Below are 26,380 nucleotides of genomic sequence, written 5' to 3'. Positions count from 1 at the left end.
TCGAGATGAATATTAATGAGTAATTTTAATAAATTGGGTTGGGGAAAGGTGTTACTTTCCACAATGCTGTTATTTGGCTTATACGGTTGCGGAAACGAAGCGGAAGACAAAGCCGATTTGAACAATGACCTTGCTAACACAGCGACGGTGGTTGCCCAAGATGCGATGTATTCGACGGGCTTTTCAGACCAATACCAAGTCGATTTGACCAGTCGCGTCTTGGTGTCTGACGGAAGCGAGTTCATCGTCACGGACGTTGAAGAGTTATCGCCAGGTGATGAATGTGATGTACAAAGTATCAATGATACTGGCTTTGTCATCGCAGCCCAGAGCTTAAAGGTGTGTGACTATCGCTACCAAGTCGCCAGCAAGTTATCGACGGAGAACGAATCACAAGCGTTGCTCCGTGTTGCGGTGAGCAAAACTCCAGAGCAGGCACAACTTCCACCTATAAGCGCTGTGACGTTGCTAAATACGGCGATAGACGTCGATCTAGCACAAGAGCTGAGCAAGCTTGGCGTGGATTTGGATGGCTTTACGCTGTCTAGCGAAACCACGTTACCTTTCAACTCGGGTAGCGAGGCAAGTACAAACCCAGTGAACAATATCCTCACTTATACACCCGCCGCAGACTTTGAAGGCATTGACCGGGTACTTTTTACCTATTCAAACGGTAGTGACCAGGTACTGATGGGTGTCCTCGATGTGGCTGTCGCGTATGAAGCGAATAAAGGTCTGACGATACAAGATAATATCGTGTACCCGCAGAGAGTGAGCATCAACCAGAAAGTTGATATCGATATTTCCCCATACGTTACCTCAGAAGATGGTGACGATTACCAATTAGTGTATGTGGGAGCATTTAATGCGGAAGTGGCGGCGAAGAATCCAACAGACACCAACAATAAAGTGTTTACTTTCCAGTCTTCATTAGTGGGTGAACACACCGTCAGCTTCGCCGTGAGTGACCATAATGGTGCGTACGAGATGGGATTGATCAAAGTTATCACTCAAGATCCGGCTCAATCAGCAAAGTGGGGAAACATTGTGTATGGTGTCAATCGTTTTACCGCGCCGACAACCGCCGCTGACGCCAATTACTTGGATATCCCATACAGCGCAATACTGGTCGATGATGGCTATGATCCTGCGATTAATATGACAGCGTATAGCTATCAAGACGCCAAAACGCTGTGTACCAATTTAGGCGCCAAACTCGCCACAGCCGACCAGTTAGAGCGGTTAGCGTCTAATGTTGATGTTAGTGGTACTTACAATTGGCCTGTCAAATACAAATATATCGCGGACCAATCAGGCTCCGGAGTACAGGTGGATATAACCGGGGCAGAGGATTCAACTGCGGCCGATGCCAACGTGTATTACCTTAGTTGCGTTTTCCCTGGCCAAATGAGCATTGTTGAAAGTGATTCAGACTTTGAAGCGGTGGCGAATGGCGTGGATACAGCGACGGTCAGTGTTAAGCTCGATTTTGGTGGCTCTGACAATTCAGGCAAAGTTATCTCAGCGTCATCTGATAGCTCAAATGTGACTTTTTCAAGTACTGCAACAACGAATGCGTCTGGAGTCGCGACATTTTCGTTCACAGATTTCAAAGCGGAAAGTATCAACGTCACTTTTAATTACGTAGACCTTCAAATAAATACCCATATTGTCTTTATTGGCGACGAGAAGACAGCGGTACTAACTCTTGCCACCATTGTCGATGGTTCTGATTTTGGTAGTGAACCAAATAAAGTTCGCGCAACTTTACGGGATGCGAACAACAACCCCATAGAAAAACGAATCGTTAATTTTAGTTCGACGAGTACGGATGTAGCGATTAGCGCTGATACTGAAACGGATACCAAAGGGGAGCAGGATGCGTCCATCCGTTGGGCTGCCACCGAGCCGAGCGTGAGCCAAACCGTGGGGATAGATGCGAAGTATAACAGAAGTGATGGTATGACGTTGAATGCATCTACTAATGTTCAGTTTATAAAAGAGAGCTTGGTTTGTGGCGGGCTCTACAATGATACGAACATGACCAATGCTTCAGGGCCTTGTTTGAAAGTCGTAAGACGCCCAGGGACTAATTACCTCTACACATCTACCCCAAGTGTGGCATTTATGGATGCCGTTGGTTATCGCTATTCAACAGACCAAATTCGAACTGAAGATGGTAGCCGAGGTCCTGCTGGAGGACGATTTATGTCTTGGAATTATAGTCTTGCGAATGTCGATGCGGGTCGTGATTGGTGTGAGAAGCTTAGTGAAATTGAGTTTTCAGGTCGCTCCAATTGGCAACTAAGCCGAACGAATATAAGTTTGTATCTAGGAAATATGTATACTTACTTTGGTTGGCCTACATCTAGCTTATACAGTGGTAATGCAACGCTTCCAGAAGAGTCTGTAGTTATTGCTTTCGACTACTTTTCAGGGTGGATGGATGGAGGATCCTATCGATACGCTTACGTATCTTGTGTCTCGCATTATTGATACAGCGCGTAGATTAAAGTTGGTGTTAGAAACAAAAAGCCCAGCTACATCGCTGGGTTTTTTATAATTCGATACGTTTACTGGTTTACTTCTACGCGAATCAGTTTTATCGGATTGCTAGTAGACATAAACCGCGCCAGATCTTGATGCAGAGTTATCACTTTGATCGCCATTAATGCCTGTTGCGCTGCTGCTTTCTCTCACTGTACTTATCACCAATCTACTACCGTTAGACGACAATGAAACAGAAAGCCCAAACCTATCAGTAGCTTCTGTATTGGAAGATTTAATATAGAACTCTTGCTCCCATAGAGAGCCATCAAAACGAAACAAATAGGCTGCTCCTGAGGCCAACGCTGAATTGTCAGTTTGTTCTCCATTCACCCCAATCGCATTGCTTCTTTCAAACAAAGCACCAACTAAGAGTGCGTTGCCTTCTGGAGATAGCGCAACAGAGTTACCGAAATAATCGGATGACTCGGCATTTGATGCAGTAAGGTAGGCTTGCTCTGACCAATCACTACCATCAAATTGATACACATAGGCAGCACCACTACTACTATTTTGACCGTACCCACCTACGCCTAATAAATTTCCATTTGAAGAAAGCGAAACGGATGCCCCAAAAAATCCAGCGCTACTGGTATCTGAAGCCTTTAGATAGGCCTGTTGGACCCAACTGCTTCCATCGAAGCGGAACAAGTAAACCGCCCCTGACGAGAACAAATCATTATTAGATTGCTCACCATTTACGCCAGTCGCGTTGCTTCTTTCACCCGTTGCCCCCACGGCTAAGGTGTTGCCGTCCTGAGAAAGCGATAGGCTACTACCAAAGCGATCACCGCTCTCTGTATTTGAGGCTTTGATATAAGCTTCTTGTACCCAATTACTGCCATTGTAGCGGAATAAATAAACTGCCCCCGCATAAGATTGAAGGTTGTTGTCTGTAGGAGGAAGAGCGTAAGTGCCTTTCAGGTCGCTACTTTCCTCGTCAGCTCCTACTGCTAGAGTACTGCCGTCTGGTGAGAGTGCGACTGCAGTACCAAAATGGTCGCCATCACCCGGATTAGAGGCTTTAACGTAAGCTTGATGATTCCAGTCCATACCATCAAAGGTAAAAATGTAAGCAGCACCAGCATTGGGAATAGAGTTGTCTGCTGAGTTTACGTTGATTCCAGGAACACCGCCTTCTTCACCTCGTGCGCCTACCACGAGAGTGTTGCCATCGGAAGATAACGAAACTGAGCTACCGAATGTATCAGAAGCTTCGGCATTTGGAGCTTTAATATAGGCCTGTTGTGACCATTGGTTGTTCTTGTACCGGAATAAATAAACGGCCCCAGAAGATGCGGCGCTATTATTGGCTTGATCACCGTTGAGTGACGTTGAATTGCTGTCTTCATAATGTGCACCAACAGCAAGTGTGTTCCCATCTGTGGATAGAGAAATAGAATTGCCAAAGTTGTCGCTACTATCAGTATTTGATGCTTTGACGTAGGTAATCAGATTAGCTAGCTCAGAAGATTCAATGGATCGTTTATTCGATAAGGCGACTAACTCTTCGTTTTTCGCCAAAATAAAATACTCAGATACGGCTGCTTCTAAAATACTACCGATATTGACCGTTCCTGTTGTACCAGAGGTAACAGTAAGTAATTCTTCACATTGGTTATTCTGTGTATTGTCTTTTCTACAGATAATGTACTCACTGGCACCGCTTGAATCATCCCAGTCAAATGTGGCGATGCCGCTATCGCTAACTTCAATTGATAACAAGTTAAATGACACGCTTTTGGTAGAAGACAAATCGCCTGTTTCTCCACATCCATTGAGCATCAGAGTAGACAATATTAGTAGAGTGGCACTTAATGCTGAAGAAAGTTTGAACATCATTGTGACTTCCTAATTCACAAGTTTAGCTATGCGATGAAACTCTTAGAGCAAGTGAGCTTTCATGCGCAAGTTGTAGGTTTTAAAGTGTTATTCACTTCAGCTAATCTTGAGTCATTGATTTATATAATAATAGAATGCGTATTGGTTATATCTATTGGTTCTTAGGCATTAAATTGTATTTGTGAGATCAGATCGAGATTTTGAGTGATCTAAGTCGTTAGTAGGAGTGTTTGGATCATCGGGGCTGGGAAGATTGGTCGGGGGCTTACTCGTATCACTAGTAGATCCGCCGAATGAAGCGTTTGGTTATTATGAATGCTAGATAAAAACAAAAAAGCCGTGTCTTTTGACACGGCTTTTTCTAAATCTGGCTCCCCCTGCGGGACTCGAACCTGCGACATACGGATTAACAGTCCGCCGTTCTACCAACTGAACTAAGGGGGAATTGCGTTTAAGCGAGGCGAATATTAGCGATGGAGCTAAAGAGTGTCAATACTTATGCCAATGAAAAAAGCCATTTTTTTTCAGATAAATTGCTTTACTTTTTTGTATCCCTTACCGGATATAGCCTGTACATAGTTATCCACTAAAATTGTGGATAAGTGTGTTAATTAAACTTGAGTAATGATATTTAGCGCGAATTTTAGATTGTTTACACTAAATTCTATTAATAGATGACAACTTATAAGTGGCTGTATGGTATAGATTTTTTGGTAAAATTGTTGTTGATATAATCGTGTTGATTTCAGAATGGAAACTTTGATAAGTCTGAAAAATACGGGATTTTGTGTATAAGCTGTTAGCTAAAAAGATGGGGTTTTCAGAGTAGATCTCTTGTAGGGCGAAAGATAATATCAGGATTGATTTTTAGGATCTAGCTATAGTTAATCAATTTTCGCAAAACAGGCGTTTATTTTTCCCTTAGCTATTGTGTATGTATATATATACAGTCACAATACCAAAAACGAATTTCACCTAGGATTGAGGCTGCGCATGAACAAAGTGTATGACTTAGTATCAGATTACCAACCGTCTGGCGATCAGCCAACCGCGATTAATCAGCTTCTAGATGGCTTAGATTCAGGTTTGGCTCATCAAACATTACTTGGTGTGACCGGCTCAGGTAAAACCTTTACACTTGCCAACGTGATTGCCAAAGCGCAACGTCCGGCAATCTTATTAGCACCAAATAAAACTCTGGCAGCGCAGCTTTATGGAGAGATGAAGTCATTTTTCCCCAACAATGCGGTTGAGTATTTCGTCTCTTACTATGATTATTACCAGCCAGAAGCCTACGTTCCTACCACCGATACTTTTATCGAGAAAGACGCGTCCATTAACGCTCACATCGAGCAGATGCGTTTATCCGCAACCAAAGCGTTGTTAGAGCGAAAAGACGCGATCATTGTAGCGTCGGTGTCTGCCATTTATGGTTTGGGTGACCCACAAGCGTATTTGCAAATGATGCTGCATATTCGTCGCGGTGACGTCATGGATCAACGCGACATTTTGCGTCGTCTAGCAGAACTGCAGTATAGCCGCAATGACGTTGCGTTTGAGCGCGGTCAGTTCCGTGTTCGTGGAGAAGTGATTGATATCTTCCCCGCAGAATCTGACCAAGACGCTGTGCGGATTGAAATGTTCGACGATGAAATTGACTGCATCAGTGTATTTGACCCATTGACTGGGGCGGTGAAACAGCGTGATTTGCCTCGTTATACCATCTACCCGAAAACGCACTACGTTACTCCGCGTGAGCGTATTCTTGATGCCATTGAACACATCAAGGCTGAGCTAGAAGTACGTAAAGCTTATTTGCTCGAAAACAACAAGCTGTTGGAAGAGCAACGCATCAGCCAGCGTACTCAATTTGATATCGAGATGATGAACGAACTCGGTTTCTGTTCAGGGATCGAAAACTACTCACGCTACCTCAGTGGTCGTAACGAGGGTGAGCCGCCCCCGACGTTATTTGACTATCTGCCACACGACGGTTTGCTGATCATTGATGAGTCACACGTGACCGTTCCGCAAATTGGTGCGATGTATAAGGGTGACCGTTCAAGAAAAGAAACTTTGGTCGAATTCGGTTTCCGTCTCCCTTCGGCGTTGGATAACCGTCCGCTGAAGTTTGAAGAGTTTGAATCGTTGGCACCACAAACCATCTTTGTCTCGGCGACACCGGGTAACTACGAATTGGAAAAATCGGCGAACCAAATTGCCGATCAAGTGGTACGTCCGACAGGCCTGCTCGACCCAGAGTTAGAAGTGCGTCCAGTGGGAACTCAGGTCGACGACTTACTTTCAGAAATTCGCATCCGCGCGGCGAAAGATGAGCGTGTTTTGGTCACGACATTGACCAAACGAATGGCTGAGGATCTCACTGAGTACCTTACAGAGCACGATGTGAAAGTGCGTTATCTCCACTCGGATATTGATACTGTCGAGCGTGTCGAAATTATTCGCGACCTACGTTTGGGTGAATTTGACGTATTGGTTGGGATCAACTTACTCCGAGAAGGTTTGGATATGCCGGAAGTGTCACTGGTGGCGATTCTGGATGCGGACAAAGAAGGCTTCTTACGTTCTGAACGTTCATTGATTCAGACAATCGGTCGTGCGGCGCGAAATGTTGAGGGTAAAGCGATCCTCTACGCGGATTCGATTACCAAGTCGATGAAGAAAGCGATGGATGAAACCAACCGCCGTCGCGAGAAGCAACAAGCGTACAACGAGGAAATGGGTATTGAGCCTCAAGCGCTGAAACGCAACGTCAAAGACATCATGGAACTTGGCGATATTACCAAAGCGAAGCGACAACGCGGTAACAAACAAGTGCCGTTGTCTAAAGTGGCGGAGCCTTCACAAAGTTACGAAGTGATGACACCGCAGCAGCTTGAGAAAGAAATCAGTAAACTTGAAGCTCAGATGTACCAACACGCTCAAGATCTTGAGTTTGAACTGGCGGCAGAAAAACGCGATGAAATTGATAAGTTGCGTCAACAGTTTATTGTAAATAGTTGATCGCTAAGCAGAATTTTAGGCAAAAAAATAGCCAATAGAAATTTATCTATTGGCTGTCATTTGTGAATACTTAAGTTCACTAACAACGTCAGTTGGCTAGGTGACCCGTTAAGGTCAATCTAAATAAAGCAGATATCGTGCCAATTAATTTTTGGGATTTCTGCTTAAATAATAATCAGAAATCGCCTTTAAATTGGTTTTTATTTGCAAAATGCAAAGCCTAATGCAATCATTTATACAAATTGCAATCGCAATCAACGGCTAGGCTATGCAAAATAATACTAATGATCCCAAAGCAAAATATCTGCTTATGGTTGAAGATACGGCGTCGGTCGCGGCATTGTATCGCTCTTACCTGACTCCGCTTCAAATCGACATCAATATCGTCGGTACGGGGCGTGACGCTATTGAAAGTTTAAACTTTCGTACACCTGATTTAATCCTGCTTGATTTGCGTCTGCCTGATATGACAGGTATGGACGTGCTTTATGCGGTGAAACAGAAAAACCCGGATGTTCCGGTCATCTTTATGACCGCGCACGGCTCGATTGATACCGCGGTTGAAGCGATGCGTCACGGCGCGCAAGACTTTTTGATTAAACCGTGTGAAGCGGACCGGCTGCGTGTTACGGTCAATAACGCGCTACGTAAGGCGAATAAACTCAAGAACGAAGCGGATAATCCAAACCAAGGTTATCAAGGTTTCATCGGCAGTAGCCAAACTATGCAGGCGGTGTATCGTACCATTGACTCGGCGGCATCGAGTAAAGCGAGTATTTTTATCACTGGCGAAAGTGGTACGGGTAAAGAGGTGTGCGCGGAAGCGATTCACGCTACCAGTAAGCGGGGAGACAAACCTTTTATCGCGATTAACTGTGCGGCAATTCCGAAAGATTTAATTGAAAGTGAGCTGTTTGGTCACGTCAAAGGGGCGTTTACTGGTGCGGCGACCGACAGACAAGGCGCGGCAGAGCTAGCGGACGGCGGCACGCTATTCTTAGACGAATTGTGTGAAATGGACCTAGATTTGCAAACAAAGCTCCTACGCTTTATTCAGACAGGTACCTTCCAAAAAGTTGGCTCGTCGAAAATGAAGAGCGTCGATGTACGATTTGTTTGTGCAACCAACCGTGATCCTTGGAAAGAGGTTGAAGAAGGGCGCTTTAGGGAAGATTTGTACTATCGTCTGTATGTGATCCCACTGCATTTGCCGCCGCTACGAGAGCGCGGTGAAGACATAGTAGAAATTGCCTATTCATTATTGGGCTTTATGTCGAAAGAAGAGGGTAAGGACTTTGTACGACTATCACCAGAGGTGGTAGAAAGATTTTCCGATTATGAATGGCCGGGTAACGTCCGTCAGTTACAAAACGTACTGAGAAACGTTGTGGTGCTCAACAATGGTAAAGAAATTACCTTGAACATGTTACCACCGCCGTTGAATAAGCCCCTAGATAACCAAATTCGTGTTGAGTTTACGGAAACGAAAGAGCCGTCAGTTCACGATATTTTTCCACTTTGGTTAACTGAGAAAAAAGCGATAGAGCAAGCGATCAAAGCGTGTGAAGGCAACATTCCAAAAGCCGCTGGCTATTTGGATGTCAGTCCTTCGACGATCTACCGCAAACTACAAACTTGGAATGCGAAGGAAACCCAGTAAATCATGGAAGTATTAAACCAGAGTAAAATCGACAGGTTAGCGAGTGAAATTGGCCAAGAAAACGTGCCGGTTTTACTTGAAATCTTTTTAGGTGAACTGGCCCAATACATTGAAACGCTAAGCCAAGAAAAGAGCTTTGATGTTGCCCGTTATCTGAAAGAAATCAGCCACGCACTGAAAAGCAGTGCTGCTAGCTTTGGCGCGGAGTCTTTATGTGCCTACGCGATTGAAATCGATGCAGCAGCGAAATCCGGTGGAGAGTTTGATACTGATTCGATTCGCAGCAAGATGTTAGCGTTGCTCGGTGAAACCAAGCAACGTTATCAGCAGATATACCAATCGCAGTAAGAACTTAACGGCTTACTGCGATAGTTTTTAGTCGCCGAGTAGTGACTCGATGGCGTGTTGTAGCTTAGCGCGGTCGTGTCGCCAATCTCGGTTTGGTGATGCCAGTGGCGTCGTCACGCAATTCCATTCAGCAAGTTCTGGGTGAGGCTCGTCACCCAGAACCACATCAATTCTTCTGCCTCTGCACGAACGCTCGCACCATTCCAATTTTTCCTGAAGTGTCATTTTGCCAGCAGGACCAAATTCCGGAGATAAGTTCTCTACGAAGATCAGTTGCGCCTTGTGGTTATTGGCAATTGCTCGACCTATTTCCGGCAAAAGCAGTGGCGGCATAATACTGGTTAAAAAGCTACCTGGTCCCAAAATAATCGCATCCGCTTGTTCAATCGCTATCACACCTTCTTTGGTCGCTGGCACTTCAGGTTCTAAATCCAAACGCACCAACTTGTCTGGCATTTCGTCAACACTGGTTTCGCCCGTGACCCATTTACCGTCAGGCGCTAGAGCACGTAAGTCAGAAGGGTGCTCAGACATCGGGATGATATTGACGTCCACTTTTAACATGTTGCGAATTAGATTGGTTGCGTCTAACGGACGGACTGATAGGTTATCCAGCGCAGTTAGCATCAAGTTACCGAGGTTATGACCGTCGAGCTCACCAGAGCCTTTAAAACGGTATTCAAACATCATCGAGCTGATGGATGGTTCGGTGATGAGCTGGTTAATACAGTTGCGGGTATCGCCCCAAGCGATGCCGCCCTGACAATTACGAATTCGACCCGTTGAGCCGCCGTTATCTGTTGTGGCGACAATGCCCGTGGCGTTGTTACCGAAGTCTTTTAGTGCCGCAAGCATACGGCCAAGACCGTGGCCACCGCCAATCGCGACGACCCGTTTTGATGAGTACAGAGTCATTAATATCTTCTTATTTTTTCAAAACTAACCACAATTTAGAGTATTACATTCATATCTGATACTCAGTAGGGGGTATTTTGGGCTTCAAGTATGTTTTTTTGACGTTTAGGGTAGAAGCACGCACAATTATTAAGTATTTTATGTATCAGCTGTCGTCTTTTAAAGTTATTTGTACTTAAGGCGATTGCCATAACTCCGAGCTCATCCAGCTAAGTTCAAATGAATAAGCTTGCTGAGCCAGTGACAAGTTGTCACAAGGGCATAGTTGGAAATGATTGTGCCTCCCGTGTTTGGAAAGGTGTTCCGTGGCGCAACAATTCGAAGATAGATTCCATCGCAAGTTTTATTACTTGCGTCTTTCCGTTACAGATGTTTGTAACTTTAAATGTACTTACTGCTTGCCTGATGGCTACAAGCCTTCGGGGCAGAAAAACTCGTCCTTTTTATCGCTTCCAGAAATTAAACGCGTAGTCCGCGCATTCGCAGATTGTGGCACGTCAAAAGTGCGTATTACGGGTGGCGAACCTAGCTTGCGCAAAGACTTCACCGATATCATCCACACCGTGGCTGAAACCAACGGCATCAATAAAGTGGCGACGACAACCAACGGCTATCGTATGGAAAAGCAAGTCGCTGACTGGAAGCAAGCAGGCTTAACACATATCAATGTGAGCGTGGATAGCCTTGACCCAAGAATGTTCCATCAAATTACTGGTGAGAATAAATTCTCTCAAGTCATGTCAGGCATCGACCGCGCGTTTGAAGTGGGCTACGAACAGGTCAAAGTGAATGTGGTTTTGATGAAAGATCTAAACTCTCACGAACTGCCAGCCTTTCTTAACTGGATCAAAGACCGACCAATTCAGCTGCGTTTTATCGAACTGATGCAAACCGGTGAGATGGATGAGCTGTTCCAAAAGCACCATGTCTCTGGTGTTGGCATCCGTAATCAGTTGATTGCTAATGGCTGGCTGTTGAAAGTGAAAGCCAACAATGATGGTCCGGCGCAGGTATTTGTCCATCCAGATTATCAAGGTGAGATCGGTCTGATCATGCCGTACGAGAAAGACTTCTGTGAAAGCTGTAATCGCCTGCGCGTTTCTGCGACGGGTAAGCTGCACTTGTGTCTGTTCGGCGACCACGGCGTAGAGTTGCGCGATTTGCTGCAACAAGACACGCAAGAAGCCGCATTAATCCAAAGAATTCAAGGTCAACTACAAACCAAATCTGTCAGTCATTTTCTTCATGACGGCAACTCCGGTATGACGCCACATCTTGCGTCAATCGGTGGTTAGTAGCGGCCAAGCAAATACGTCATACACATTAATTTCGCCAAGCACTGGCTCGGCAGAAGCAAACTATTTGAAGTAGGTAGGTGAACAAATGGGTCACGCAGAAAGTAAATTCCAACCAGCAAACATCGCAGTACTCACCGTGTCGGATACTCGTACTGAAGAGAACGATACCTCGGGTCGTTACTTGGTTGAACACGCACAAGAAGCGGGTCACAACGTGGTCGATAAACAAATTGTTATCGATGACATGTACAAGATCCGTGCAATTGTCTCTCAGTGGATTGCCGATGAAAACGTACAAGCGGTCATGATCACTGGCGGTACTGGATTTACTTCACGTGACAGCACGCCTGAAGCGCTTAAACCACTATTCGATAAAGAAGTTGAAGGTTTCGGTGAGTTGTTCCGCATGGTGTCTTACGAAGAAATCGGCACATCAACCATTCAGTCTCGTGCTATTGCTGGTTTTGCTAACCACACGGTGATTTTTGCTATGCCAGGTTCTACGGGCGCTTGTCGTACTGGCTGGACTAAGATCATCAAGCAGCAGTTGGATGCAAGCCATCGTCCTTGTAACTTTATGCCTCACCTAGCGGTATAAGCGGGGATTGTTATGAGCCAATTTACTCATATTAATGCCTCTGGTGAAGCCAACATGGTGGACGTGTCGGCAAAAGCAGAAACCGTGCGTGAAGCTCGCGCAGAAGCGTTTGTTCATATGGCACCTGAAACCCTGCAATTGATCGTTTCAGGCCAACACCATAAGGGTGATGTTTTCGCTACAGCGCGTATCGCGGGCATCCAAGCGGCGAAGAAAACGTGGGATTTGATCCCGCTTTGTCACCCGTTGCTGCTATCAAAAGTGGAAGTGCAACTTGAAGCGATTGAAGCAGAAAACAAAGTGCGCATTGAATCGGTGTGCAAACTGGCGGGTAAAACCGGTGTTGAGATGGAAGCGTTGACGGCAGCATCGGTCGCCGCATTGACCATCTATGACATGTGTAAAGCGGTACAGAAAGATATGGTGATTGGTCAGGTTCGTTTGTTGGAGAAGACAGGCGGCAAGTCGGGTCACTTTAAGGCGGAATAATGATTAAAGTTCTATTTTTTGCGCAAACTCGCGAACTCGTTGGCATCGACGAGATGGAAGTGCCAGCCGAGTTTGAAACGGTTGAAGCGCTCAGAGCGTATTTGGCAAATCAAGAAGGCAAATGGGACCTCGCGCTTGAATCAGGCAAACTACTGGCAGCCGTAAACCAATCTATTGTTCCTCTGGAACACGCTTTGTCTGATGGTGATGAAGTCGCATTTTTTCCTCCGGTAACAGGTGGCTAATGATGGATTCACGAGTTTCGGTTCAATTTGACGATTTTTCGGTTGGTGCTGAGTACGAAGGTTTATCTCAAGGCTCCGCATCTGGCGCAGTCGTGACATTCATCGGCAAGGTACGTGACATGAACCTTGGTGATAACGTGACTGGTTTGTCGCTGGAACACTACCCAGGGATGACAGAAAAAGCGCTGATGGAAATCTGTGATGAAGCAGAAAAACGTTGGCCACTGCTTAAAGTGCGCGTCATCCACCGCGTAGGTGACTTAGATATCGGTGAGCAAATCGTATTTGTCGGCGTATCGAGTGCGCACCGAGGTGCAGCATTTGAAGCGTGTGAGTTCATCATGGACTACCTAAAAACCAAAGCGCCATTCTGGAAGAAAGAACGCACGACAGAGGCGACGCGTTGGGTTGAGTCTCGAGACTCAGATGCCAAAGCGGCCGAGCGCTGGCAGTCTAAATAAAACATCAAAACGCTCTCATACTGAGAGCGTTTTTTTATCGCTATTCATTGAGCTGATGGATACTGCCACGTTGCCTATTTTTGGCGAAAAACAGCGCTTTATCTGCAATTGCGACGATCTGTTCAGCGCTCTTTTCCCTTGTCACCGAGGCGCAAAACTGCATGCCAATTGTAATGGTCAACTGCTTTGCAACACTTGACCCGCTATGAGAAATATTTAACCCGAGAATTGCTTGTCTCAGGCACTCTGCGCGGTAATAGGACTCGGCTTGAGACACCCCTGTCATATAAATCAAAAACTCATCTCCACCATAACGAAAGCAAAGATCTTGCGGCGTAGCCCAAGTGAGAATCGCATTGGCGACGGTTTTCAACGCATCATCCCCGCGTAAGTGACCGTAATAGTCGTTAAATTGCTTAAAACAGTCGATATCTATCATTAAGATTGCGGAACTCGTGTCTTGTGCTTTGGTTGAGTCAAACGCAGCGGGCAACAAGGAGTCTAATGCGTATCGATTATAAAGTTGGGTCAGGTGGTCTTTATGAGTGAGCTTTTCCAGTTCAGCCTGTTGGTGCGCAAATTGCTCCAACGCGAGCTTATATTCAGTAATGTTTCGTACGGTCCAAAGAACAAAAGGGGCATTAGGCAAAGGGATAACAAACGCACTAAAGTATTGTGGTTCGGTCGGTCCATCGATGCCTTCAAAACAGGAGATTTCTTTTGGATCAAGCGAGTACTCGAGCTCAGTAGCTTGTCCGCTATCGATGACTTCGACAATGATTTGGTAAAACCGTTCGGCAGTTTCTAAAGGTAATACTTGGTGTTGTGTCAGTCCAATCAAGACCTCTGGATTATGGTGGCACTTGGCATTTTTACCTCCCCATGCATCTATATAGGTCCCTGACTTATCGATGAGATAGGTCGGTTCTGGAACCGCGTCAAACACCATGTGAATCATTTCAGGGTTGTCGGCAATCGCCTCTAATAGGGTTGAACTCACTCAAATATCCTTACAGCCAACGAGAGTACTACTTATAGTTTAGACAGTTTCGATAAAGCAGTAGTTAAGGTCGTCAAAATAATGTCATGATTCTAACGGTGAATTATTATATGCCTCCAGTCTTATTATTGTGACGAATGGATTGTTAGATGTTGAGATAAATATAGATACTTGTCGCTCTCGGGGTTGGATTTTTTTCGCCGCGTCTTATTTTTGAGATATTGGCAAACGTGAAACGTGCTCAATCCTTGTTGAAACCTTGACTATTGGGCTACTGCTTTTGATTGATAGTTTAGAACGATTGTAAAAATTGGCGATTTCCATTTAGTAAAATCAAGAAATTAGACAACAATTACCTTATACCCAGTGTGACTGGTGCGTTAAGGAGAAAGCAATGGAATCATTAAAAGTAAAAGACTATATGACACTACAAGCGGTGACTTTCACTCCTGATATGTCATTAAGTGCCGCACTTCACAAGGTTCTGGATTCAAGATATTTAGGTGGGCCGGTAATCGATGAAAACAAGAAAGTAATTGGTTTTCTATCGGGCCAAGATTTACTCGAGAAACTACTGAAAGTGTCATACTACTGCCAAGACACTCATATCGTCAGAGACTGTATGCATCCTGGAGTGCTCTCAGTAGGGCCTGATACGTCAATCATCGCATTGGCAGAAATGATGACTCAAGCTAAGCCTAAAGTGTATCCAGTAATCGATGATAACAAGAAGCTGGTCGGCATTATTACCCGACGAGATGTGTTGCGCGCGATTGGTAAAAACATCAACGAGTGCTTCAAACATCCAGTTTAGAGCTTGAGTTGTGACAAAAACGGCGCCGAGAGCGCCTTTTTTGTTTTTATCTTTGGGCGTGAGTCTAAATCGCTAGCATCGAGAGCAAAATCTCAGTAGAAATTAAAAAAAGTGTTTGACCTTAGAGTAGACTCCAAGGTTTATGCTAAGGGTGTACATCAAATGGAGAGTATACTATGTGCACAAAACACCAAGCATGCCGCTCTGAGAAAGTCGCGCTAAATCCATCACAAACAAGTTCTTGTTCTAGCCCGAAGATCACTTCTATCAAACAAGCGGGCGTTAGCGCTGTACCATCGGATTGCTGTTCATCGACCAGTTGTAGCAGCGGGGGGGAGCATAGCGATGAGGAAAGCGACCCCAAACTGCTTTCGACCAACGGCTTAACCCATAGCTGGAAAATCGACGGGATGGATTGTCCATCTTGCGCACGAAAAATAGAAACCGCGGTCAACAAAGTGGAAGGCGTTGTGGAAGCCAAAGTTCTGTTTACGACCGAAAAGCTGATCATTAATGCCAGCCACTCAGGTGTTGCGAGCTTAGTCGAGCAAGCCATTTTAGATACTGGGTTTACGTTCCAAGCCCCAACATCGACGCCCAAAGCACCCAAACCATCCGGTTGGAAGAGTGTGGTGGTGCAAAATTCCAAGATTATCGCAATAGCCTCCGCGATGGCTGTTGCCGCAATGATTTCGCCAGTTTTCCCTTTGGTGAGTGAATGGATGTTTATCTTCACCTGTTTGGCGGGTCTGTATCCGATTGGACGAAAAGCGATTGCGTTAGCAAAATCGGGCACACCGTTTGCGATTGAAACTCTAATGAGTGTCGCAGCGATCGGTGCATTGTATTTAGGTGAGACCGTCGAAGCTGCGATGGTGTTACTGCTGTTCCTTATTGGTGAGCAGCTTGAAGCATTTGCCGCCTCCAAAGCACGTAGTGGTGTGCAAGCTTTGATGGAATTGGTACCCGAAAACGCAATCAAAATCGTAGATAGCCAGCGCATTGAAGTAAGCGCCAGTGAGTTGCAACCTGGAGACATTATTGAAGTCTCGCCTGGTTCTCGATTGCCGGCAGATGGCCGTTTGAACGAGGGCGTTGCCAGTTTTGATGAAAGTGCGTTGACGGGCGAATCAGTACCGGTAGACAGATCGGAAGGCGAGGGCGTAATGGCTGGCGCTGTGGTGGTCGACCGTGTAGTTCGTTTAACCATTACCTCTAAACAAGGTGAAAACGCTATCGATCGTATTCTCCATTTGATTGAAGAAGCGGAATCACGCAAAGCACCACTTGAACGTTTCTTGGATAAATTCAGTCGTTGGTACACGCCGTTAATGATGGTGATTTCGCTGTTAGTGATTGTCGTACCGCCAATGTTTTTCGCGCAGCCATGGGAAACATGGGTCTACCGCGGATTAGCATTGCTGCTGATTGCTTGTCCTTGCGCGTTGGTTATCTCTACGCCAGCGGCAATTACTTCTGGGTTAGCCGCAGCGGCCAGTCGCGGCGCGCTGATCAAAGGCGGTGCAGCGTTAGAGCAGTTGGGTAAAGTGCAAACAGTCGCGTTTGATAAAACCGGCACGCTCACGCAGGGCAAGCCGGAAGTCACAGACTTGGTGGCGTTACATGGCTGGGATGGTTCAGATCTACTCGCCAAAGTGGCTGCTATTGAAGTCGGATCTAGCCACCCGCTTGCTGTATCTCTAGTTAATAGAGCGAAGCAACTGAATATCGATATTCCAGAAGCCGATGACAAACAAGCGCTGGTGGGTAGTGGTGTCACTGGTGTGGTTGATGGTGTTCGTTACCATGCGGTTGCTCCGAGTAAGCTCAGCATTGCAATTAGCGCTGACCTTGAACAACAAGTTCAGCAGTTGGAAGACAGTGGTAAAACCGTCGTCGTTGTTGTTGAAGAAGAGCAAACGCCAATTGGTATCGTCGCGTGGCAAGATACATTAAGAGAAGATTCGGCACAGGCTGTTGAAGCGCTGAAAAACTTGGGTATCAACGCCGTGATGTTGACTGGCGATAACCCTCGCAGCGCGCAAGCAATCAGCTCTATGATCGGAATTGATTTCAAAGCGAGTCTGTTGCCACAAGACAAAGTGAACTATGTTGAGCAGCTTTCTCAACACGCCAATGTCGCCATGGTGGGTGACGGCATCAACGACGCGCCAGCAATGAAAGCATCCAGTATTGGTATTGCGATGGGAGGCGGCACTGACGTAGCGCTTGAAACTGCGGATGCTGCGATTACTCACAACCGATTGGTTGAACTTGCGGGTATGATTGAACTGTCCCGCGCTACGCTGAAGAATATCCGTCAAAATATTACCTTGGCACTTGGCTTAAAAAGCGTGTTCTTGGTGACAAGTTTGCTTGGTATCACTGGCCTTTGGGTCGCGGTGTTAGCAGATAGTGGGGCGACAGCCATTGTCACTTTGAACGCGTTGCGCTTGTTGAAGTTTAAGTCTCAGTCAAACGCATAAAGACTATCAGCCCCATGAATTTGATTCTGGGGCTGTTTTTTATGCAACGCTTTTCGATAAAACACGACAAAGTGTGATCAATGCTTGTTTTGCGTGTAATTGTTATGTGTTTTGCGATTGCCATTGTGAGGTTGATCACTATAAGGCAATGCTGAGTCGGCTAGAGTAAGCTCTGTACCCGATGAATGTATAGAGCAAGCGAATAGAACATACGGTTCGACTTGCCGAAATAAGGAGCCCCCTATGTCTCAAGCTGTTTTCCACCTAGGTGTTACTGAAGCGGATCTTGCTGGTGCAACATTAGCAATCATTCCTGGTGACCCAGCGCGTGTTCAAAAAATCGCTGAAGAAATGGAAAATCCAGTATTTTTAGCAAGCCACCGTGAATACACGCTTTACCGCGCTGAATTGGATGGTAAACCAGTTGTCGTTTGTTCAACAGGTATTGGTGGTCCATCAACCTCGATTGCTGTTGAAGAGCTTGCTCAGCTTGGTGTACGTACATTCCTGCGTGTTGGTACGACTGGCGCGATTCAACCAGACGTAAACGTTGGCGATATGATCGTTACCACAGGTTCTGTTCGTTTAGACGGTGCGAGCCTACACTTTGCTCCAATGGAATTCCCTGCAGTTGCTGACTTTGAAGTTGCGACAGCAATGAAAGCGGCAGTTGAAGAATCAGGCGCAGCAGTTCACATGGGTGTGACAGCTTCAAGTGATACTTTCTACCCAGGTCAAGAGCGTTACGATACCTTCTCTGGTCGCGTAGTTAAGCGTTTCCAAGGCTCTATGAAAGAGTGGCAAGACATGGGCGTGTTGAACTTCGAAATGGAGTCTGCAACGCTACTGACAATGTGTGCAAGCTCTGGTCTTAAAGCGGGTTGTGTTGCTGGTGTCATCATCAACCGTACACAGAAAGAGATCCCTGACCACGCAACGCTAAAAGAGACAGAAGCTCGTTCAATCAAAGTGGTTGTTGAAGCAGCACGTAAAATGCTTTAATTACTCTAAAGATTACAGAAAACAGCCGCCCTTGGGTGGCTGTTTTTTTATGCATGTTGGTTAACCACTGAAGGCTACTCTGGGCAACGGTTGATACAAGCTCTCTGTCATATCCGACAACATTTGGTCATAGACCTGCGAGATGATCAAAGAGATGTCGGTAGTCAATAAATACAACTCTCTCACCTCCATCGTAATCTCATTACACGAACCAATTTCGGTCAGCATGTGCATCGACTTTGAGCTGACTGGAGACGCTAACGCTAGCGGGCTGATGATCGACATCTGGTTGAGCTTACGCTTCATTTTCTCACAGTAGTATTTCACTCTCAGCATGCCTTCCGGATAGTGGCAATCCTGAATGGCAATTCGTAGCTGTGTCAGCACTTCCATACTGTCGAGAACCTGCTGCCAGTTGAGGTGGTACTCATCACTCAAATCTTCTCGACCCGACTCGATCAACCAAGCAATCGCAATTTCATCCATTAAGAATAAACAGTGACGGATGGTTTTGCCGTGTACTACCTGATTACGGGCAACCGAATTATTCTGCCAATCTTTATTGAGTGACTTAAGCTTAAGCTGCAAAATCCGGTACATAGGTTTGTTCTCAAAGTGAGCGATAGCGATCAGCTCGCTCGACTTTGCCATCATCGAATCGTAGGTTTCCTCTAGCTGTGGTGTCATGTCAAACTTGTCGGTCTTGCTCAGAATCAGATGGGTGATCGAACGATGTTGTCGGCTAAGTAACAACAGTTGGCGCAGCAGAACTAAGATTTCGTACTTGCGCTTCAGTGATGATTGGCGCTGTTTAGAAAAGTGAAAAAGACCCGCCAAAATGATGAGAGAAATACTGATTGAAATAAGCACGAACATAACCAACTCCTTGTTATTTAGTCGCTACAAAGAGCAGAGCAGTATTAGTGCCATGTTTTTATTGATTTTAAATCAATAGTTTATATTCTACGGTCCTAATTTTGAGAGAAAAATTGGTGCAACAAAGAACTATAGAGGTGAGTGAAAAAAAAAACCCCCGCCATAAGGCAGGGATTGAGAGGTTATGGATTGGTTGGCGAATTACATTACGCGCATACCAGGCTGAGCGCCTTCGTGTGGCTCAAGAATCCATAGCTCGCTACCACCAGGGCCAGCGGCTAGGATCATGCCTTCAGACATACCAAACTTCATCTTACGAGGTTTTAGGTTAGCGACCATGACGGTGAGCTTGCCTTCTAGCTCTTCAGGTTTGTACGCTGACTTGATGCCAGAGAACACTTGACGAGTTTCACCACCAATATCCAATTGGAACTTAAGCAGTTTGTTTGCTTTTGGCACTTCTTCACAAGAGATGATGCGAGCGATACGCATATCTACTGCAGCAAAAGCGTCGAACTCAATCTCTTCAGCGATAGGATCTTTGTCTAGCTCAGTTTGGCTAGCCTTGTTCTTTTCCGCTTCGGCTTTTTCTTTCGCTGCCATTTCTGCCGCCGCATCTTCTTTTGACGCTTCGATCATCGCTTCGATGTTCTTAGGATCAATACGGTTGAACAGTGCTTTGAACTTAGTGATCTCGTGAGCCGTTAGAGGTGCAGCGATGTTTTCCCATGTCAGTTCTTGGTTTAGGAACGCTTCAGTACGCGCAGCAAGTGCTGGCATCACTGGTTTTAGGTAAGTCATCAGTACGCGGAACAGGTTGATACCGACAGAACAGATTTCTTGTAGTTCCTGATCTTTACCTTCTTCTTTCGCGACAACCCACGGTGCTTTTTCGTCAACGTATTGGTTTGCTTTGTCAGCCAGTGCGGTGATTTCACGAATTGCACGGCCAAATTCACGCGTTTCGTAAAGCTCAGCAATACGGTCAGCAGCAGCTACGAACTCGTTGTACAGCTCAGGCTCTGCAAAGTTGTCAGACAGCTTGCCTTCAAAACGTTTTGCGATGAAGCCCGCGTTACGTGATGCTAGGTTAACGATCTTGTTCACAACGTCAGCGTTTACGCGCTGAGTGAAGTCTTCAAGGTTAAGGTCTAGGTCGTCGATACGGCTGTTTAGCTTCGCTGCGTAGTAGTAACGTAGACATTCTGGGTCTAGGTGCTCTAGGTAAGTGCTCGCTTTGACGAAGGTACCTTTAGACTTAGACATTTTCGCGCCGTTCACCGTTACGTAACCGTGGACGAATACGTTGTTCGGCTTGCGGAAACCAGAACCCTCTAGCATTGCAGGCCAGAATAGGCTGTGGAAGTAAACGATGTCTTTACCGATGAAATGGTAAAGCTCTGCTGAGCTGTCTTTGTTCCAGTACTCATCGAAGTCTAGGTCGTCACGCTTGTCACACAGGTTTTTAAAAGAGCCCATGTAACCGATAGGTGCGTCTAGCCATACGTAGAAGAATTTGTTCTTCTCACCTGGGATCTCGAAACCAAAGTAAGGCGCATCACGTGAGATATCCCACTGTTGCAGACCAGATTCAAACCACTCTTGCATCTTGTTCGCAGTTTCAGCTTGTAGCGAGCCAGAGCGAGTCCACTCTTTTAGCATGCTTTCAAACTGAGGTAGGTCGAAGAAGAAGTGCTCAGAATCCTTCATGACTGGAGTTGCACCAGAAACGGCAGATTTCGGATTGATCAGTTCTGTCGGGCTGTAAGTCTCACCACAGTTGTCACAGTTGTCACCGTACTGGTCTTCAGACTTACATTTCGGACAGGTACCTTTTACGAAACGGTCCGGCAGGAACATCTCTTTTTCTGGATCAAACAATTGAGAAATCGTGCGGCTAGAAATAAAGCCGTTTTTCTTCAGTTCAAGGTAGATGTGCGAAGCCAGCTCGCGGTTCTCTTCTGAGTGCGTGCTGTGGTAGTTATCAAAGCTGATATCAAAGCCAGCAAAGTCTTTCTGGTGTTCTTCGCTAACTGCGGCAATCATTTCTTCAGGAGTAATACCCATCTGTTGCGCTTTAAGCATGATTGGCGTGCCGTGAGCATCGTCAGCACAGATGAAGTTTACAGTGTTGCCACGTAGGCGTTGGTAACGAACCCAGATGTCTGCTTGGATGTGTTCAAGCATATGACCAAGGTGAATCGAACCGTTAGCGTACGGAAGGGCACAAGTTACCAGCATTTTCCTTGAAGGAAGGTTTCTTGGATCGTTTGCCATACTTAATATTCGCTTTTCTTGATAGGTATAAAAATTTTTGATGGATAATACTACCCCATGAGCTGATTAACTCCAAGGTGTCAAAGGGGTGATTACCTTAGTTTTTTCAGGGTTCAGTACTGACCTTGCTAGTGGTAGCATAGTGCTCAAAAGGAGGACCTATGCGTCAGTTCACTTCAAAGCAAGACTTTTGTGATTGGTTAAACCAATTTCAACACCCATGCCTAACAGAGCAATGGGCTTCACAGCCAAATGTCGTCAGCGTTGAAACGCAAGGATTTGCAATTGCGATTCCATTTGCTGCCAATTCACTGGTCGAAGAGTTATCTCACTGGATTGCGAACCAGCAACAAGCAGGCGCTGCCCCCGCGTTTGAATGCCAAATTGCGGTTAAGCCTAAATCGCTAGAAACCCACGTCGCGGCTGAAGTCAAAGGGGTGAAAAACATCATCGCGGTGACGTCTGCCAAAGGTGGTGTCGGCAAATCGACCACATCAGTTAACTTGGCTCTTGCGATTGCTCAATCAGGAGCGAAAGTCGGCTTGTTGGATGCCGATATCTATGGTCCTTCTGTCCCGATGATGATGGGCGAAATGAACGCTAGCCCACAGGTGCGAGACAATAAGTGGATGCAGCCAATCGCGGCGCACGGCATCTTTACTCAGTCGATTGGTTACCTCGTATCGAAAGACGAAGCGGCAATTTGGCGCGGGCCAATGGCAGCTAAAGCATTAGCGCAGCTATTGAATGAAACCGAATGGCCTGAGCTGGACTATTTGATCATCGATATGCCACCGGGTACGGGTGACATTCAGCTATCGTTAGCGCAGCAAGTCCCAGTGACCGGCGCTGTGATTGTAACTACGCCACAAGACCTTGCATTGGCAGACGCACGTAAAGGCGCGGCGATGTTTGAGAAAGTCCAAGTGCCCGTCATCGGGTTAGTGGAAAACATGAGCTACCATATTTGCAGTCACTGCGGGGAGAAAGAGCACATCTTTGGTGCAGGTGGTGCAGAGAAAATGTCTCAAGAATATGGACTTGACTTACTCGCACAAATCCCACTGCATATCTCGATGCGTGAAGACATCGATAACGGCAAACCAACCGTTGTTTCACGTCCAGATTCAGAACACGCTCAGCAATATAGGCAACTTGCCCAGTCAGTGTGTGCACGCCTGTATTGGAAAGGTAAAGAGAAGCCAGATTCGATCATGTTTACTATGGTTGAATAGCCGTTGCACTGATTATGATTGATTTCCACCGCTGATGTCGTCGCTCAAGTGATGAAAACGGTGGTGGAACTTTCAGCGATTTTGCGATCGGCTTATGCACCGAGTTCTGCTTTTTATATAGTGTAATCGTTTGCTTTAAATCTGGTTATTCCAATTGGAATAAAACCGTTAATCCTCTCTAGTAACTCCCCCCCGAACTCCCTATAATCAGGCGGTTTACCTAATTTACACTAATACAATGTGCGCTTAGTAGCGTACTGCTAGTATTAGCTTATGACACCAATTCAATTCATCGGGTGCAAGAATAATGTCTGATAATAATCAATGCGTAATCGTCGGTATTGCTGGCGCGTCTGCTTCAGGAAAAAGTTTAATCGCTAGTACTATTTACAATGAACTACGCGAAAAAGTGGGCGATCATCAAATTGGTGTAATTAAGGAAGATTCCTACTATAACGATCAAAGCCACTTGAGCATGGAAGAGCGTGTAAAAACTAACTACGATCACCCGAACGCGATGGACCATGAACTGCTTTGTGAACACCTTGAAAAATTGACAAAAGGTGAAGCGGTTGAAGTACCAGAGTACAGCTACTCAGAGCATACTCGTACTGAAGTAACAACCACCATGACACCAAAGAAAGTGATCATCCTAGAAGGCATTCTATTGCTGACTGACCCTCGTCTTCGTAACCTCATGCACGCGACCGTGTTCATGGACACTCCACTCGATATCTGTCTGCTACGCCGTATCAAACGTGACGTTGAAGAACGTGGTCGTACGATGGAATCGGTACTTAAACAGTACCAACAAACGGTTCGTCCAATGTTTATGCAATTTATTGAACCTTCTAAACAGTACGCGGACATCATCGTTCCTCGTGGCGGCAAAAACCGTATTGCGATCGATGTGCTGAAAGCTCACATTGCAAAACTTCTGAAAGCTTAAGTTATAATTCGAGCTAAACGCTTTATTTTTTTGAATATAAGTGGCACTTTAGGTGCCACTTTTTTTATGGTTTTAAGACATTTCTTAATGACCACTTATACTTGGAGTGGATGTATTTCTCACGCGTCACTCACCAAGCAAGGATAATGCTGATGAAGAAACTGTTCCTATTTATTGCAATTCCTGTTGTTGCTGTGATCGGTGCGCTGCTTGCACTGGTTCTGCTGGTAAACCCAAATCAATTCAAGCCGCTAATTGTTGAGCAGGCAAAGGCTCAGACCGGTTTAGATTTAGTCATTGAAGGTGATATCGGCTGGCAATTTTTCCCTGCGATCGGCCTAGAGATCGGTAAAACAGAATTGCGTAACCCAGAAGGGTTTAGCAAACCGAATATGTTCAAAGTGGACAGTGTCGTCGTAGAAGTGTCGGTGACCCCACTGCTGAGTAAGCAACTTGAGGTCGGTAATATTGTGCTCGACGGTGCTGAATTCTCAATGGAAACACTGAAAGACGGCACGAAGAACATCGACGCCCTGACCAAAGCACAATCGGCACAAACGACAGAAGAAACACCGCAGCCTGCAGCCTCTGAAGCGCCAGCGCAGACGACAGAAGACAGCTCTGCGAAAGGCGAGGAATGGAGTATTAACCTTGCGGGTGTCACCATTTCAAATGCGGCAGTAGAAATTCTGGATAAGCAAGCCGGTACGTCTCTGAAGCTTTTCGATGTGTCGTTGAGTTTATCTGAGTTCGCCTTCGACCGTTGGACTCACGTTGAGTTTGCGGCAAAAGGCGAGAACAACCAACAGAAGTTTGCTACACAAGGTGAAGCGGAGTTCCGTTTAGCCAAAGGCATGGCTGACTACGCGCTGCGCAACATTAAACTGGATAACAGCTTTAGCGACCCAGCGACAAAAATGGACAGCATCAAGCTAGCGTTAGATACGTTTGAGTTTGATAAAGTCAACGCGCTGACTTACTCAGTAAAAGGTCAAGCGGCTGAATTGGCGATCGACATGAAAGGTGCAGCGTCACTGACGGTTGATAAAGAGATCTCTAAAGTCGAGATGGGTGGTCTGAATTTTGAGGCAAACCTTGAAGGTAACTCTTTACCGCAATCACCAATGAAAGTGGCACTTAACTCTGATCTTACCTTTGACCTGACCAACAGCCACCTTGCTTTAGTGCTTAAAAAGCTCACGGCGAACGCGCTGGAGTTTGACGGCAAAGCGGACGTTACGTTAGGCGATATTCCTAGAGTACGCTTCTCGCTTCATAGCCCAAATATTGATTTGGATGAGTTCTTAGGTATGAATCAAGGCGGTGAAAAAGCGTCGGGTTCAGGTGAAGGTTCGACAGCGAAGGGCGGCGAACAACCTGCGAAAGAAGAAGTTGAACCAGACCTGTCTGCTTTGAAAACGCTGGATGTTAAAGGCGATATCAAGATTGATAAGTTCAAAGCGAACAACGCTAAGATGCAAAACGTGAAAGCCAGCTTCAGCGTTAACCGCGGTGTGGCGGAGTTGACATCATTCACTTCAAACCTTTACCAAGGTTCAATCAGTGCAAGCGGTAAGCTAGACGCGCGTAAATCGCCAGCGACCTACAGCATTGTTAACCGTGTCCAAGGTGTGTTGGTGCAACCGCTACTTATCGATGTGGCGCAGAACGACAAATTGGAAGGGACGGGTAACATCGACATGAACCTTGCTGGTCGTAGCCTCAAACCGAGTGCAATCCAAGAAAACCTCGCGGGTACCGTGTTGGTAAACTTTGCCGATGGTGCCGTGAACGGCATTAATGTTGCTCAGATGATTCGTACCAACTACGCGAAAATCAAAGGTCAAAAACTGGACGATAAAGAAGGCGTTCAGAAGACAGACTTTAGTGCGCTAAAGGCGACACTGAAACTGGATAAAGGCAACATCGTGACTAATGATATGACCATGCAGTCGCCACTACTGCGTATTCGCGGTAAAGGTAAAGCTAACTACATTAAGCAAGATGTCGACTTTACGGTTAGCACTTCTGTGGTTGGTTCGCTGGAAGGCCAAGGTGGTAAAGACATCGATGAGCTACGCGATGTGACGATTCCAATCAATGTCTCGGGTAGCTGGGATGATCCTAAGTTCAAGCTGGTCTTTGATGATGTGTTGAAGCAGAAAGCGGAAAAAGAGCTTGAGCGCGGCCTAGAAAAACTGGACGAGAAGCTTGGCGAAAAAATCAAAGATGAGAAAACCAAAGAAGCGGTAGATAGCTTAATCAAAGGTCTTTTCAACTAAGATTCTTAAGATAGAAAAAGCGGCGTTCTTAA

At 45.9% G+C, this 26,380-nt stretch carries 20 protein-coding genes, 1 tRNA gene and 1 riboswitch; of the genes, 15 read left to right on the top strand and 6 right to left on the bottom strand.

Annotated features, from left to right (window positions below; translation table 11 throughout):
- Positions 1–15: 15 nt before the first annotated feature.
- A complete protein-coding gene (locus HCZ42_RS04580) occupies positions 16–2,496 on the top strand; it encodes an Ig-like domain-containing protein (protein WP_167419564.1) in 2,481 nt (826 codons plus the stop codon).
- A gap of 117 nt (positions 2,497–2,613) precedes the next feature.
- Here HCZ42_RS04580 and HCZ42_RS04575 read toward each other — a convergent pair whose 3' ends face one another.
- Both HCZ42_RS04575 and HCZ42_RS04570 read right to left on the bottom strand, forming a co-directional pair.
- Positions 2,614–4,389, bottom strand: a complete 1,776-nt coding sequence (locus HCZ42_RS04575) for an FG-GAP repeat protein (RefSeq protein WP_167419563.1) — start codon at positions 4,387–4,389, stop codon at positions 2,614–2,616.
- Positions 4,390–4,757: 368 nt separating this feature from the next.
- Positions 4,758–4,833 (bottom strand) — tRNA-Asn (locus HCZ42_RS04570).
- Positions 4,834–5,382: 549 nt separating this feature from the next.
- Between HCZ42_RS04570 and uvrB the strand changes: the two genes are divergently transcribed.
- From uvrB to luxU, 3 genes are all read left to right on the top strand, one after another.
- Positions 5,383–7,413 carry an excinuclease ABC subunit UvrB gene (gene uvrB / locus HCZ42_RS04565; RefSeq protein WP_167419562.1) on the top strand — a complete coding sequence of 677 codons (2,031 nt, stop codon included), beginning with the start codon at positions 5,383–5,385 and terminating at the stop codon, positions 7,411–7,413.
- A gap of 268 nt (positions 7,414–7,681) precedes the next feature.
- The gene (luxO, locus tag HCZ42_RS04560) at positions 7,682–9,073 is read left to right on the top strand and encodes a quorum-sensing sigma-54 dependent transcriptional regulator LuxO (RefSeq protein WP_167419561.1); all 1,392 of its coding nucleotides are present in this window, start codon (positions 7,682–7,684) and stop codon (positions 9,071–9,073) included.
- 3 nt (positions 9,074–9,076) lie between these two features.
- Positions 9,077–9,421, top strand: a complete 345-nt coding sequence (gene luxU / locus HCZ42_RS04555; protein WP_167419560.1) for a quorum-sensing phosphorelay protein LuxU — start codon at positions 9,077–9,079, stop codon at positions 9,419–9,421.
- Between the two features lie 27 nt (positions 9,422–9,448).
- Here luxU and HCZ42_RS04550 read toward each other — a convergent pair whose 3' ends face one another.
- Positions 9,449–10,336, bottom strand: a complete 888-nt coding sequence (locus HCZ42_RS04550) for a YvcK family protein (RefSeq protein WP_167419559.1) — start codon at positions 10,334–10,336, stop codon at positions 9,449–9,451.
- A gap of 183 nt (positions 10,337–10,519) precedes the next feature.
- A riboswitch (molybdenum cofactor riboswitch) is annotated at positions 10,520–10,653 on the top strand.
- Between HCZ42_RS04550 and moaA the strand changes: the two genes are divergently transcribed.
- The 5 genes from moaA (at position 10,642) to moaE (ending at position 13,427) form a co-directional block, all read left to right on the top strand.
- The gene (gene moaA, locus HCZ42_RS04545) at positions 10,642–11,631 is read left to right on the top strand and encodes a GTP 3',8-cyclase MoaA (RefSeq protein ID WP_167419558.1); all 990 of its coding nucleotides are present in this window, start codon (positions 10,642–10,644) and stop codon (positions 11,629–11,631) included. It overlaps the preceding riboswitch by 12 nt.
- 88 nt (positions 11,632–11,719) lie before the next feature.
- A complete protein-coding gene (gene moaB, locus HCZ42_RS04540) occupies positions 11,720–12,232 on the top strand; it encodes a molybdenum cofactor biosynthesis protein B (protein WP_053408281.1) in 513 nt (170 codons plus the stop codon).
- 12 nt (positions 12,233–12,244) lie between these two features.
- The gene (moaC, locus tag HCZ42_RS04535; protein WP_053408280.1) at positions 12,245–12,721 is read left to right on the top strand and encodes a cyclic pyranopterin monophosphate synthase MoaC; all 477 of its coding nucleotides are present in this window, start codon (positions 12,245–12,247) and stop codon (positions 12,719–12,721) included.
- On the top strand, positions 12,721–12,966 hold the full coding sequence (moaD, locus tag HCZ42_RS04530; protein ID WP_167419557.1) for a molybdopterin synthase sulfur carrier subunit: 246 nt from the start codon (positions 12,721–12,723) through the stop codon (positions 12,964–12,966). The genes moaC and moaD overlap by 1 nt, the downstream gene beginning before the upstream one ends.
- A 2-nt stretch (positions 12,967–12,968) precedes the next feature.
- Complete coding sequence (gene moaE, locus HCZ42_RS04525) at positions 12,969–13,427, top strand: molybdopterin synthase catalytic subunit MoaE (protein WP_167419617.1); 459 nt, start codon at positions 12,969–12,971, stop codon at positions 13,425–13,427.
- A 40-nt stretch (positions 13,428–13,467) separates the two neighbouring features.
- Here moaE and HCZ42_RS04520 read toward each other — a convergent pair whose 3' ends face one another.
- Positions 13,468–14,427, bottom strand: coding sequence for a diguanylate cyclase domain-containing protein (locus tag HCZ42_RS04520; RefSeq protein WP_439848983.1), 960 nt, complete (start codon positions 14,425–14,427; stop codon positions 13,468–13,470).
- A gap of 394 nt (positions 14,428–14,821) precedes the next feature.
- Here HCZ42_RS04520 and HCZ42_RS04515 point away from each other — a divergent pair, with 394 nt between their 5' ends.
- The 3 genes from HCZ42_RS04515 to udp all read left to right on the top strand — a co-directional run bounded on the left by HCZ42_RS04515 (position 14,822) and on the right by udp (position 18,729).
- Positions 14,822–15,241, top strand: coding sequence for a CBS domain-containing protein (locus HCZ42_RS04515; protein WP_167419556.1), 420 nt, complete (start codon positions 14,822–14,824; stop codon positions 15,239–15,241).
- A gap of 176 nt (positions 15,242–15,417) precedes the next feature.
- Entirely contained in the window at positions 15,418–17,727 is a 2,310-nt protein-coding gene (locus HCZ42_RS04510; RefSeq protein ID WP_167419555.1) for a zinc/cadmium/mercury/lead-transporting ATPase, read from the top strand.
- A gap of 243 nt (positions 17,728–17,970) precedes the next feature.
- A complete protein-coding gene (gene udp, locus HCZ42_RS04505; protein ID WP_167419554.1) occupies positions 17,971–18,729 on the top strand; it encodes a uridine phosphorylase in 759 nt (252 codons plus the stop codon).
- A 60-nt stretch (positions 18,730–18,789) separates the two neighbouring features.
- Here the strand turns inward: udp and HCZ42_RS04500 are convergent, their stop codons facing one another.
- Positions 18,790–19,605, bottom strand: a complete 816-nt coding sequence (locus HCZ42_RS04500; protein WP_167419553.1) for a hypothetical protein — start codon at positions 19,603–19,605, stop codon at positions 18,790–18,792.
- Positions 19,606–19,806: 201 nt separating this feature from the next.
- Positions 19,807–21,882, bottom strand: coding sequence for a methionine--tRNA ligase (gene metG, locus HCZ42_RS04495; RefSeq protein ID WP_167419552.1), 2,076 nt, complete (start codon positions 21,880–21,882; stop codon positions 19,807–19,809).
- Between the two features lie 161 nt (positions 21,883–22,043).
- Between metG and apbC the strand changes: the two genes are divergently transcribed.
- The 3 genes from apbC (at position 22,044) to HCZ42_RS04480 (ending at position 26,348) form a co-directional block, all read left to right on the top strand.
- Positions 22,044–23,117, top strand: a complete 1,074-nt coding sequence (apbC, locus tag HCZ42_RS04490) for an iron-sulfur cluster carrier protein ApbC (RefSeq protein ID WP_167419551.1) — start codon at positions 22,044–22,046, stop codon at positions 23,115–23,117.
- Positions 23,118–23,424: 307 nt separating this feature from the next.
- Complete coding sequence (udk, locus tag HCZ42_RS04485; protein WP_167419550.1) at positions 23,425–24,066, top strand: uridine kinase; 642 nt, start codon at positions 23,425–23,427, stop codon at positions 24,064–24,066.
- A gap of 152 nt (positions 24,067–24,218) precedes the next feature.
- A complete protein-coding gene (locus tag HCZ42_RS04480) occupies positions 24,219–26,348 on the top strand; it encodes an AsmA family protein (RefSeq protein ID WP_167419549.1) in 2,130 nt (709 codons plus the stop codon).
- The last annotated feature ends 32 nt before the right edge of the window (positions 26,349–26,380 follow it).

Origin of the sequence: Vibrio hepatarius (assembly GCF_011806575.1) — a bacterium.
In the GTDB taxonomy this organism is placed as follows: Bacteria; Pseudomonadota; Gammaproteobacteria; order Enterobacterales; family Vibrionaceae; genus Vibrio; species Vibrio hepatarius_A.
Note: the sequence above shows the minus strand (reverse complement) of the source record. Positions and strands in the feature narration are given on the sequence as shown.

Excerpts from the sequence above, each read along its gene's own strand:
- HCZ42_RS04580 (WP_167419564.1), top strand. The coding sequence starts at position 16 with ATGAGTAATTTTAATAAATTGGGTTGGGGAAAGGTGTTACTTTCCACA.
- HCZ42_RS04575 (WP_167419563.1), bottom strand. The coding sequence starts at position 4,389 with ATGATGTTCAAACTTTCTTCAGCATTAAGTGCCACTCTACTAATATTG.
- uvrB (WP_167419562.1), top strand. The coding sequence starts at position 5,383 with ATGAACAAAGTGTATGACTTAGTATCAGATTACCAACCGTCTGGCGAT.
- luxO (WP_167419561.1), top strand. The coding sequence starts at position 7,682 with ATGCAAAATAATACTAATGATCCCAAAGCAAAATATCTGCTTATGGTT.
- luxU (WP_167419560.1), top strand. The coding sequence starts at position 9,077 with ATGGAAGTATTAAACCAGAGTAAAATCGACAGGTTAGCGAGTGAAATT.
- HCZ42_RS04550 (WP_167419559.1), bottom strand. The coding sequence starts at position 10,336 with ATGACTCTGTACTCATCAAAACGGGTCGTCGCGATTGGCGGTGGCCAC.
- moaB (WP_053408281.1), top strand. The coding sequence starts at position 11,720 with ATGGGTCACGCAGAAAGTAAATTCCAACCAGCAAACATCGCAGTACTC.
- moaC (WP_053408280.1), top strand. The coding sequence starts at position 12,245 with ATGAGCCAATTTACTCATATTAATGCCTCTGGTGAAGCCAACATGGTG.
- moaD (WP_167419557.1), top strand. The coding sequence starts at position 12,721 with ATGATTAAAGTTCTATTTTTTGCGCAAACTCGCGAACTCGTTGGCATC.
- moaE (WP_167419617.1), top strand. The coding sequence starts at position 12,969 with ATGGATTCACGAGTTTCGGTTCAATTTGACGATTTTTCGGTTGGTGCT.
- HCZ42_RS04515 (WP_167419556.1), top strand. The coding sequence starts at position 14,822 with ATGGAATCATTAAAAGTAAAAGACTATATGACACTACAAGCGGTGACT.
- HCZ42_RS04510 (WP_167419555.1), top strand. The coding sequence starts at position 15,418 with ATGTGCACAAAACACCAAGCATGCCGCTCTGAGAAAGTCGCGCTAAAT.
- udp (WP_167419554.1), top strand. The coding sequence starts at position 17,971 with ATGTCTCAAGCTGTTTTCCACCTAGGTGTTACTGAAGCGGATCTTGCT.
- HCZ42_RS04500 (WP_167419553.1), bottom strand. The coding sequence starts at position 19,605 with ATGTTCGTGCTTATTTCAATCAGTATTTCTCTCATCATTTTGGCGGGT.
- metG (WP_167419552.1), bottom strand. The coding sequence starts at position 21,882 with ATGGCAAACGATCCAAGAAACCTTCCTTCAAGGAAAATGCTGGTAACT.
- apbC (WP_167419551.1), top strand. The coding sequence starts at position 22,044 with ATGCGTCAGTTCACTTCAAAGCAAGACTTTTGTGATTGGTTAAACCAA.
- udk (WP_167419550.1), top strand. The coding sequence starts at position 23,425 with ATGTCTGATAATAATCAATGCGTAATCGTCGGTATTGCTGGCGCGTCT.
- HCZ42_RS04480 (WP_167419549.1), top strand. The coding sequence starts at position 24,219 with ATGAAGAAACTGTTCCTATTTATTGCAATTCCTGTTGTTGCTGTGATC.